The sequence below is a fragment of the Okeania sp. SIO2C2 genome, assembly GCF_010692625.1.
Classification (GTDB): Bacteria; Cyanobacteriota; Cyanobacteriia; order Cyanobacteriales; family Microcoleaceae; genus Okeania; species Okeania hirsuta.
In genome coordinates this window covers 34,458-45,996 of sequence record NZ_JAAHGM010000038.1, presented here as the reverse complement: position 1 = coordinate 45,996, position 11,539 = coordinate 34,458, and the positions used below count along the sequence as shown (strand labels likewise).

Annotated in this window: 7 protein-coding genes and 1 pseudogene; 3 read left to right on the top strand and 5 right to left on the bottom strand. The window is 35.9% G+C overall.

Annotation, left to right across the window (positions count from 1 at the left end; genetic code table 11):
- Positions 1-223: 223 nt before the first annotated feature.
- The gene (locus F6K18_RS24585; RefSeq protein WP_287524950.1) at positions 224-1,228 is read right to left on the bottom strand and encodes a serine/threonine-protein kinase; all 1,005 of its coding nucleotides are present in this window, start codon (positions 1,226-1,228) and stop codon (positions 224-226) included.
- A 199-nt stretch (positions 1,229-1,427) separates the two neighbouring features.
- On the bottom strand, positions 1,428-3,269 hold the full coding sequence (locus F6K18_RS24580; protein WP_287524949.1) for a serine/threonine-protein kinase: 1,842 nt from the start codon (positions 3,267-3,269) through the stop codon (positions 1,428-1,430).
- A 378-nt stretch (positions 3,270-3,647) separates the two neighbouring features.
- On the opposite strand from F6K18_RS24580, the gene leuS reads away from it, so the two are divergent.
- Positions 3,648-6,440, top strand: a complete 2,793-nt coding sequence (gene leuS, locus F6K18_RS24575) for a leucine--tRNA ligase (protein WP_287524948.1) — start codon at positions 3,648-3,650, stop codon at positions 6,438-6,440.
- A 946-nt stretch (positions 6,441-7,386) separates the two neighbouring features.
- Here leuS and F6K18_RS24570 read toward each other — a convergent pair.
- The 3 genes and pseudogenes from F6K18_RS24570 to F6K18_RS24560 form a co-directional block, all read right to left on the bottom strand.
- Positions 7,387-7,638, bottom strand: a pseudogene (locus F6K18_RS24570) (element excision factor XisI family protein); the annotation flags it as partial.
- A 273-nt stretch (positions 7,639-7,911) separates the two neighbouring features.
- The gene (locus tag F6K18_RS24565; protein ID WP_287524947.1) at positions 7,912-8,208 is read right to left on the bottom strand and encodes a hypothetical protein; all 297 of its coding nucleotides are present in this window, start codon (positions 8,206-8,208) and stop codon (positions 7,912-7,914) included.
- 686 nt (positions 8,209-8,894) lie between these two features.
- Entirely contained in the window at positions 8,895-9,227 is a 333-nt protein-coding gene (locus tag F6K18_RS24560; RefSeq protein ID WP_287325395.1) for a putative quinol monooxygenase, read from the bottom strand.
- Positions 9,228-10,041: 814 nt separating this feature from the next.
- Between F6K18_RS24560 and F6K18_RS24555 the strand changes: the two genes are divergently transcribed.
- Both F6K18_RS24555 and F6K18_RS24550 read left to right on the top strand, forming a co-directional pair.
- Positions 10,042-10,389, top strand: coding sequence for a carboxymuconolactone decarboxylase family protein (locus tag F6K18_RS24555; RefSeq protein WP_287524946.1), 348 nt, complete (start codon positions 10,042-10,044; stop codon positions 10,387-10,389).
- A 271-nt stretch (positions 10,390-10,660) separates the two neighbouring features.
- On the top strand, positions 10,661-11,227 hold the full coding sequence (locus F6K18_RS24550; protein ID WP_287524945.1) for a hypothetical protein: 567 nt from the start codon (positions 10,661-10,663) through the stop codon (positions 11,225-11,227).
- Positions 11,228-11,539 lie beyond the last annotated feature (312 nt).

Sequence of the window (11,539 nt, the reverse complement as noted above, 5' to 3'; positions counted from 1 at the left end):
GACTACTGATAATAGGGTTGATAAACTTTTCAAAGTCACTACTGTCAGAAGTTTGTTGAGAAATAACTTATTTAACGTCGAGAAAATAAAAGTCTACTTATAGTATTTTGTTGAAATAGTAAAGTACAGTTTCTCTGAGAATATTTCCCTGGTGAAGTACACACCGAAGCGGGCAAGATACCCGCACTGGGAACATTCAATATCAGCTAAAAAACTGCTGTAATTATTTTCGATGATTGAGGCATTTCCTTTTGTTTTGAGCTTGAAATGAATCTTCTATTTTCGTGGATACAAGGGGTTCATTTAGTTGAATATTATAAGCTCTGAATATAGCAAAAGCAGCACTTAAAATTGCCATATATACAATAGTGGTAATTAATGCTATTTGAGTCAAATTTTTTCTTCGAGAGGGGGCTAATACTTCTAAGGGAATTAAAGCATCAAGAGCTGATTTTGCTGATGAATACCTATCTTTATAATTAGGTTGTACCATTTTTTCTAGCCAGATAATAAAGTCTTCACTTAGGTGCTTTACTTGCTGCTGAAAATCAATTTTTCCTGTCTCATCCATGAGACTGCCTACTTCTGTTGCGGGGGTGTTTGTTAATAAACAAATTAATGTTGCACCGAGACTATATAAGTCTGATGCTGTTGTTAATTCTCGATTAAACATTTGTTCTGGAGGCATAAATCCTAATGTACCTTTGACTACGCTACTAACAGCAACTTCTCCTCCTCCTATTCTGGCAAAACCAAAGTCTACTAGGCTAATGTTCATCTGGTTATCTATTAGAATATTTTCTGGTTTTAAGTCTCTATGAATTACTGCTGGAATTCTGTTTTGGAGGTATTTAAGAATTTCTAGAACTGAAATTGCTATTTGTTTAATTTGTTGGGGTTGCCATTTTTGAGAGGTTGCTAAGTTTGCTAAAGAAATGGCGTTTTTATATTCCTGTACCATGCAAAAACCTGATGGTGTTTGGAAGGAATCTGAATAGTGGGGAATGTTGGGATGGTCTAGTGTTTTTAATACTTGAACTTCTCTTTCATAAGCTTGATATTCTGACCAATGCGCTCCGGTTGTAGCAAATTGAAATTGTTTAACTACTACTGTTTTTTGAGTGTTAATTTCTGTGGCAAGATAGGTTACTCTTCCACCTGCGCGGTTGTGTCCGAGTTCTTTGATTATTTGATAGCCGTAATTGGAAAAGTTGGGGTAATTAGTCATGGTAATTAGTGGGTTTTTAGTGAACAGTTCAATAATGGATAATTGATAATTGATAATTATCTCTATCTAAAAGAAAGAGGATTGAATAAAAGGAAAAATTTTTCTTATTTCTCTTGAAATAGAAGGCTTTAAACCTTAATTATTCGGTAATAGGAAACAATTAAATTTTCACATTAGGTTCCGAGTCGCTATATCGTGGTTATGGTTTAATTAAATTTGGCTCTACTTTTCTGTATTGAGAAAATATTTTGATGGGTTTAAATAATAAGTAAATTAGGGAAATTAGAGTTGCAGAAAGAGAAGCGATCGCTACTATTGCCGAGAATAAAATTTCTCCTAAAGTAAGGCAGTGTAGTTGAGGAATGACTTCATAAAAAAACTTAAAAGTTATAACTAAGCTAAAGTCTAGTCCTATTGTTAAAAGATATATAAGTCTTTTTTCTATTTTGGAGAACAATTGGCTTATCTCGTTTTTAGGTATTATTAATTTAATTGTTTCTGCCAATGTAAACAAATACGGTCTAGCTAAAAAATATGTAATTCTTAATATTAATCTTATTACTAATATTAGTAGATCTAGACATAATAGCAAGAAGATAAGACTGGTTATAAAAAAACTTATAATCGTTCCAGCAAATATAGAAATTACAATAGGTATTGTAGCAGGGAAAAAATCTATGTCTTTCGCAAGTAGGGATTCAGTAAAAAGTAGGGGTTTAGGTAGGAGTTTAGTTGTGAAATGAACGAAAGAATATACTCCTATAGATATTACTGCCCACCAAACCAATAGAGGATTGAATTGCAATAAATTAAAAATGTAAAATATAACCACTGCTACAAGAAAGCGACTAAAAAAGAACATCAAAACGGAGCTAACTTCTAATTTAGGCACACTAGCAGTTTCCACATGAATATTTATAGTTTCAATTTCTGATGCTGAATTATTATGTAAAAATATCTCCCTTTTATGAGTTTCATTTTCTACTAACTTACTGGTATCTACTGTGATTTCACACTCTACATTATTGCCTTCAAACTTCTGAGATGAAAATGAAATCCAACTATGGTCATAAGGAGTATGAGGAGGGTCATTAACATGGGGAGCAACTTCCCATCTACCAGATAAAATTGTTTGTGGAATTGGATTACTAATTTCTATAATATCTGTTAATTTTTCTCCCCATTTAGAACTAGAAAATTCTATATTTTCCTGACTAATTCTGACTTTTGGTAAACGGTTAACATCTAAAGGTCTCAGAGCAGCTAAAGCTACCTCAGCATTTTTATATCTATCACTATATTTTGGTTCTGTTATCTTTTCTAACCAATTAATCCAACCCCTTTCTAATGGTGGAACTAAATGACGAAAAATTATCCGATAATCAGCATCAATTAAATTACCAATATCTGCCGATTTTATCCCTGTTAATAAACAAATTAATGTGGCACCAAGACTATATAAATCTGAAGCTGTTGTTAAAGAGCGATTAAACATTTGTTCGGGAGACATAAATCCCATCGTACCTTTTACAACACTACTTGCTGCTATTTCTCCTCCTCCCATTCTGGCAAAACCAAAGTCTACTAAATAAACTTTTAACTCCTCATCAATTAAAATATTTTCCGGTTTAATATCTCGATGAATAACAGGTTTTCGTTTATTTTGTAGATAGACTAAAATTTCTAAAATTGAAATAGCAATCTGTTTAATTTCTTGGGGTTGCCACTGACGAGAAATTACTGCAGATTCTGCATTAATATATTCTTGAATCATGCAGAAACCATCAGTAGTTTGAAAAGAATCTAAATATTTAGGAATCCCTGGATGATTGAGACTTTTTAATACAGCTATTTCTTGAGAGTAGGCATCATATTCTGCCCAAGTTGCTCCTAGTTTGGCAAATTGAAATTGTTTAATAACTACCTTTTTTTGAGTCTTGATATTTTGCGCTAGATAAGTGATTCGCCCACCAATATTATTGTGACCAAGTTCTCTAATTATTTGATAGTCATCGGCAGAAAAATTAGGGTAATTATTCATGGGTTTTAAGTAGGTTTTAGGGAACAGAGAATAGAAAGCAATTAAATTTTTACATCCGATTCTCGATCGCTCCGACTACTAATAGTCATATTTCTCCCAAGGTTATGCAGTTTAGAAGTTCACAATAATATTTCCACAACAAACAAAAATTATCACCTTTCCGAAATCCATATATTACACTAAGTAGTATAATGTAACCATAAATCCTCAAAGTCGGGGAATATAGCAGTCGTCATTACTGTTACGGCATATAAAAAGCTTAAAACTCAGACAAAGCAAGGTTTTTCCTTCTTCCTTCTTCCCTCTTCCTTCTGCCTTCTGCTATATGCAAAAATAATCAAGAAAACAAGACTATCGAAAATAATACGGAGAAAAACTGTGGACTCCAAATATAACCCTGTATCCATTGAACAAAAGTGGCAAAAAATCTGGACCGAACAAAACCAAAATCAAACCCCTACAGACAAGAACCAACAAAAATTCTACGCTCTATCCATGTTCCCTTACCCATCCGGTAACTTACACATGGGTCATGTTCGTAACTACACAATCACCGATGTCATTGCCCGACTCAAACGGATGCAAGGTTATCGTGTCCTGCACCCCATGGGTTGGGACGCATTTGGACTACCAGCAGAAAACGCAGCCATTGACCGTGGCATCCCCCCCAGCAAATGGACCTACCAAAATATCGCCCAAATGAAAGAACAACTAAGACGTTTGGGTTTCTCCATCGACTGGGAAAAAGAAGTCGCCACCTGTTCCCCCGAATACTACCGTTGGACCCAATGGATATTCCTTCAATTTTTCCAAGCAGGTCTCGCTTATCAAAAAGAATCCGCCGTTAACTGGGACCCCATCGACCAAACCGTACTTGCCAACGAACAAGTAGATGGCGAAGGTCGTTCCTGGCGTTCCGGGGCCAAAGTCGAACGTAAATTGTTGCGTCAGTGGTTCTTCAAAATTACCGACTACGCCGAACAACTCCTCAATGATTTGGACAAATTGCCTGGTTGGCCAGAACGAGTTAAAACTATGCAGGCCAACTGGATAGGTAAATCCGTCGGTGCTTACCTCGAATTTCCCATAGTCGGTATGGATAAAAAAATCGGTGTCTTTACCACCAGACCCGATACAGTCTACGGCGTTAGTTACGTTGTCTTAGCTCCCGAACATCCTTTAACAGCACAGGTAACAACCCCAGAACAACAAACTACCGTCGAAACTTTCATTCAAGAAGTAGCTGCCGAAAGTGAACTAGAACGCACCGCTGAAGACAAACCAAAACGTGGCGTTCCCACTGGTGGGAAAGCGATAAACCCATTTAATAACCAAGAAATTCCCATCTGGATCGCCGACTATGTACTCTATGAATATGGTACAGGTGCAGTTATGGGAGTACCCGCTCACGATGTACGCGACTTCCAATTTGCCAAACAATACGACCTACCCATTACAAATGTCATTGTGCCAGATGACTCCGATAATGATGACTGTGAACTTACAGATGCTTATACCGATGTTGGCATCATGGTCAACTCCGGTCCGTTTAATGGTGAAAAATCGACCTTTGCCAAAAAAGCAATTATTGAACTTGCAGAAGATGAAGGTTATGGAGAAGGTCGCATACAATATCGTTTGCGAGATTGGTTAATTTCGAGACAACGTTATTGGGGCGCACCAATACCTATTATTCACTGTCCGAAATGTGGTGCTGTACCTGTACCAGATGAAGATTTGCCTGTGAAATTGCCAGACAGTGTAGAATTTTCTGGTCGCGGTCCGTCACCGTTGGCAAAATTAGAAGATTGGGTGAATGTTCCTTGTCCGAGTTGTGGCACTCCTGCAAAACGGGAAACGGATACGATGGATACTTTTATTGATTCGTCTTGGTATTATTTGCGTTATCCAGATGCGACCAACGAACAACAGGTGTTTGACTCAGAAATAGTTAACGACTGGTTGCCTGTAGACCAATATGTAGGTGGTATCGAACACGCAATTTTGCATTTGTTGTATTCCAGATTTTTTACAAAAGTTTTGCGCGATAGAGGTTTGTGCAATTTTGACGAACCATTCCAACGTTTGTTAACTCAAGGGATGGTACAAGGTATCACCTACAAAAATCCAGTTACGGGTAAATATATTCCCTCTGCTGAAGTCAACCCAGAAGACGCCAAAGACCCGAAAACAGGAGACGAGTTGGAAGTCTTTTTTGAGAAGATGTCTAAGTCTAAATATAACGGTGTCGATCCTTTAGATGTGATGTCAAAATATGGAGCTGATACAGCGCGGATGTTTATCTTATTTAAAGCGCCACCGGAAAAAGATTTAGAGTGGGATGATGCTGATGTGCAAGGACAGTTTCGTTTCCTCAACCGGGTGTGGTTGTTGATAACTGAATTTGCTGCAAATCATAGTTTAAGTGAGTTGAAAGTCAAAAATAGCGGTATTACTCAAGCAGACTTAAAACAGTTGGGTTGGTCGCGATATTTGATTACTGAAATCACGAAAAATCTTGCTGCTTTTAAACTTAAAAATGTGGTGAAAGTTTATGCTGCTGCTGATGTGAAAGCAGCAATAGAAGCAAAGTTTAATCATCCAGAAACTCAACAAGAGACTAAGAATGATTTACAGAAAGGGTTGAGTTGGATAGAAAGTAAGTTTACTAGAGAGTTAACAAAAGCAGAGAAAGATGTACGAAGGGCGGTACATATTGCTATTAAGGAAGTTACAGAAGATTTAGATGGAGATTATCAGTTTAATACTGCTGTTTCTGAGATGATGAAATTGAGTAACGCTCTCGCTGATGCTAGTTGCAAAGATTCGCCTATTTATGCGGAAGGTTTGGAAACTTTGCTGTTGTTGTTAGCACCGTTTGCACCTCATATTATTGAGGAGTTGTGGCAAATTGCTGGTAATTTTGGTTCGGTGCATACCCATTCTTGGCCTAAGTTTGACCCGGATGCTTTGGTTGTAGATGAAATTACGTTAGTGATTCAGATTAAGGGTAAAACTAGGGGAACTATTCAGGTGTCAGCGCAAGCAGATAAGGCGACTTTGGAAAAGTTAGCGCGAGAGTCGGAAGTCGCGCAGCGTCATTTGGAAGGTAAGGAGATTAAAAAAGTAATTGTGGTGCCTGGAAAATTGGTTAATTTTGTGGTTAGTTAACAGGAGTATTAGACTGACACAGCTAAAATGGTGCAATAGTAGGGGTGGGTTTGAGCAGAAATTTTTATACTTACCCTAAGATTTATATAAACCCGTCCTCATGCACACTGATTAGATATGTCACGCTAGTAGTAGACCGACACACCTTAAAATGTAGGTTGGGTTGAACTGAGTGAAACCCAACAAAACCCTACTAATGTCTAATGTTGGGTTTCGGTAACTCATATAGAATCCGGTTAAATACCTATCATATCTACAAAAGAAAGGCAGAGGGCAGAAGGCAGAAGGCAGAAGAGAAAGAAAGGTCGAAAGGAAAAAAGTTTTTCGTCAACTAATTATCCGGATTCTATATCAACCCAACCTACGCCTATTGAACCATTTCAGATGTTTCAGTCCAGTAGGGTAGTTTTTCAATTATCAGTTATCAGTTATCAGCTTTTTCAGTTAGTTGCAAATAATATATCTTTATAGAAACTTTAGTGTTTACTATAAAAAAATATTATAATCGTAATATGCTTTATTTAAGCAGATAAATATCTTAAGATTTGCTTTATAAATTAGTTCTATACATACTTTAATTAAATAACTTTTAAAATCTATTACTTGTAGAACTTTGAATGTAAGCATTCAGCCGTCAGCTATCAGCTATTATTTTAGCAAAAGCAGATAAGGTGACATATAGAAGGTAAGGAGATTAAAAAGGTAATTGTAGTCCCTGGAAAATTGGTTAATTTTGTAGTAACTTGATTTATGATCGGGAAGTTGTGTACAACTTCCCTACTATCATAACCATCAGGATACCAATCAAGAAATTAATCTAAATTAATCAACTGAATATCCTGTTTTTTCGTAATATTAGTAGTCACTTTCTCTAGGCTAAACATATTAATAATTCTCTATAAAATCATAAATTTAATTAGTCACGAAAAAAATAAAAACTTTTTTATTATACTCCTGGTTTCTTGCTTTCTCCTAGTTTTAATAAGCAATACCATAGCCCGTGTATGGACACTTGTAAGGCGGATGCAACCCCAATACCCATTTCAATTAATTCTTGACCGACATCAATATCAGTAGCGTTATGCTGAAGCCAAATTTTGCCATCTTTGATATCGAAATGTAAAACAGTATAGTAAATTCGTTCCAACCCTTTCCAACTAACTCGCATAAGTTGATAATGATTCCGTATGGGGTCAAAAAATAGTTCGTTTTCTACATCCTCGTTGCGAAATGTTGATTGACCATACTTTTCTAATAGGGTTTAAATGCAGGTTCGATAAAGCTCTAACTTATCCATTGGACAATCTCCTCTGTTGCAGGTTCATATAGCAGGGAATAGGAAACAGGGAACAGTAGGAAAAACATTTCCCTCTCTAAGCTTTATCATGTGAATATCTACAGGAAATTTCAGGTTTTTCAAGCTTTTAAGCCTTCTTTCTTTTTCCTTCTTCCTTCTTCCTTCTTCAAATGACTATTTATTGAGAACATTACAAATTAATTTACCAGCACCATTAGGTTTAAATTTAACAATCTTACCATTTTTTTGTATTTTTTCTTCAGTGCGACAATTATAAATTTCTAATGGTTTTCTCCTACTATTAATACTAACTTCTGCTCGATATTCCCAATAGTTTTTAGCACTGCGCTTAATATTGAGAATACAAATTTTATTGCCGTTATAGTTACGACAAAAAGATGCTGCTGCGGGGGGTGTAACAGCAAAAAAGAATATTAATAAAAAAATTGACAAAATCATGTATTTCGACATTTTTAAAGATGTTATTTATTTTCTGAACTGTTATTTTCTGAATTGGCGATCGCACGGAAGTCAAAAGTTAAAAGTCAAAAGTTAAAAAGTCAGATTTTATCAGCTCAAAACTTTATATTATACAATAATTTCAGCAAATTATTTCACATTTAAAGTTGGAAACTATTTGTGACATCTTTAAAGTGAATTAGTAGACTTGTCGCTTTATAACTATAAAAAACTGCTAAACCCTTATCATGTAAGGATTTTAGCAATTTCCCGTGCAAAACGTCTGGAATTACTACTTTGTCTTAATTTGAGCGATTTTTTCCATCTATTTAGCGACAACTCTAGTATATATATACCAGCACGCACTGTTATATCTACAAAATAAAAAATCAGGACTTACCCATGAGGTACGAAAAACTAGGATTTGAGATTGCTTTCCATTTCAGACTGCTCCGCAAACCCTGTCATTTCAGTTATCAGTTGTCAGTCGCTTCAGACAAAAATACATTGTAGCTGCGTAATATCATGTTCGGACGGGTTAGTTATAAATAAAATTTAAGGACTCCGGGTATCGACAGTACCAAAGAAATACTGAAATTATCAATACTATTCCTCCAATATTTACTCCTGACTCCTGACTCCTAACAACAGTTATTTATAAGTATTCAACCGAATATGATATAAGTCCTAAAAATAAACTAAAGTCCGAAGCTCAATTTATCAATATCATAAACTCTCACTTCTGCATCTTCAGCTAAAAGTTCTGATATTTCTTCAATTAAAGGTGCAATGTAAGGTTGCTTAAGATGGGAATTAAGAGCTTCTCGGTCTATCCATTCTTCAAAATATAAAAAGGTATTAGAATTATCAAACTCTTCATATAAAGTATAACTAATATTTCCAGCTTCTTTATGAGTTTCTTCAAGTCCAGGTTTTGCAAGTTCTAAAAATCGTTCTCGTTTTTCTGGTTTGATTTTGTATTTTCCAGCTAAAACAAGTGTAAATTTTTTGTCTTCATTTGCTTGATTCATGTTTAAATCCTTGAATTTTGGGCGTTGGTGATTTGAGTTATGATATCATGTCCGGATAAGAGCACGAACAAAAAAATTTTCTCTTCTACTGCTCTTTACTTCTTATTTCTTCCCTTCTGACTCCTGACTCCTAAAGAATTGCTTTCCGTTCCGGACTGCTCCGCAAACCCTGTGGGTCGCAATGAGGAAAACTAGAAGGATTCTATTGCAGTACCGTTACCAAAATTATTATTAATATTAACAACCTGAGCATATACAAATTTTATCACATAGGTTATAATTATCGCCTTTATGTCAAACCTGATTACAGTTCATTCATTCTCATCAACTTAGAAAAGCTTAACAATACTTAAATGCTTGTAATTGAGTAATAAGAAAAAACTACAAAAATGATTTAGATCATTGTTAATTTAGATCGCTAAGTAACATTTTAGAATATTTATCGGAAAATCTCAGCTTATTCCAATAAAAAAATCATAAAATCAATTTAATTAATGAATTAATGTAAGTTAAGGTGATAATCTAGTTGATAGAAAAAATGTTTCGGATATATCTAATAGATTTGCCTCACATCTGAACAGCAAATCAGATTGGTCAGAAGTGTGGACAATGATATTATTTAATATCTCGAACAAGTGGCCGTCATCTGCTTATGCAAAGGCCGATAGCTTAACTAACAAATTTAGATGTTAAACTGTGCAAGAAAGCGATTATGCTCAGTAATGCTAACGGAATATTACTCTATAACGCTGACACAAACACAGTATTGAAACGAACATACCATAGCAAGTTGGAAAAATTAAACGGATAAACTATGGAATACAAAAATGCAGTCCTAGATGACAAAGCGTTGCAAGATGGCTTAAATGGGATCAACCCCAAATTCGGGGACTTTTGTACTCGTGTAGCAGGTGAAGCATGGGGTCTACCACTCATAGACCAAAAAACCAAAGCTCTGATTACAATAGCAATTGATGTAGTCAATCAAGATCATGTAGGTCCGGGAAACCCTTTTGGCGCTCATGTTAATATGGCAATGCAACAGGGAGCTACCCGTGAAGAAATAGAGGAGTTGCTATTATTCACCTGTGTTTATGCAGGATTTAATAAAGCAGCAGGTTGCTTCGGCGCTCTTAATGAAATCTTGGGTCTGTCCGCATAATCTTGAAAAAGGCAGAAGGCAGAAGGCAGAAGGCAGAAGGCAGAAGGTCTAGTTGCTTATGGATAGTCTTCGACACACCACTCTGTGTCTTATAACCCCAAACAATTTTCAGCACCGTGTAGACGGTAGACAAAAAAATTGACTAATTTCTTCAAGAGCAAAGAAAGCACAATTCTATAACTACGAGAAAGTGTGGTTTCTTTAACGATCGCTCACGTCGCCGAGCAATTTTGTTTCAACCAATGAAAAAACAACTACAAGTTTAGATATTATGAGCAAGCGCACAAGTTACTACAAAGACCTAACAGCAGATTATTCTAGAGCTATTCCAGTAGCTGCTGATGTTGCCGAAAAAATGATTGTCGATGCTGAAAAAATCATTGCCATGAAAGAAGCAACATTACCAGAGATAACTGCTGACTACACATTAGAACAAATAGAGAAAGAAAATAAAGAGTGGTGGCCTACTCATTGTGAAGCTTTGAGGCAAGGACGCGGTGATATTCTCACGGCAGAATATTATAAAGATTTGGTTTATTTGTGCCAAGACGGACAATATTTTGGTCTAGAGGAACAAAAAGAAAGGGAACAGCATTGGTGGGCATTAATTTCTCAACCAGGGGTTATGATGTGTTGGCCAATTGTTATGTTTTCTGGAGAACATACATTCTTCGAGTGGAAAAGTGTGGATCTCGAAACCAACGAAACCATTGCCAAGGGAAATGTGACTTGGGTACGTCGCGGTCACAGAGGTGGTTGTTACTTAAAGACTGAGCAATTAACATTCTATCGTGATGTATTTGCTCCTGATTCACTTTTGAAGTTGATTACTACATAAGAGAAAAAATTAGACATCTCCAGAAAAGAGGGAGTAGGGAGTAGGGAGTAGGGAGTAGGGAGTAGGGGGAAAGAATTGAGAATTTCTGTGGGATAATTAATTTTATTTTTTATTCTTGGAGATGTCTATTAGATAGTTAAACTGAAGGGAGTTGATAATAATTTCCAGCTCCCTATTAACTATAATTTTTGCCAGAAAAAGTATCGAATATTGAATCTATTATTTGAGCGCACCATTGAGTTGAAAATTATCACAAAGGTAGAGCGTCATATAATTAATAGTGGAAGCTAAAAGTACAAGCAAAAATTTAGA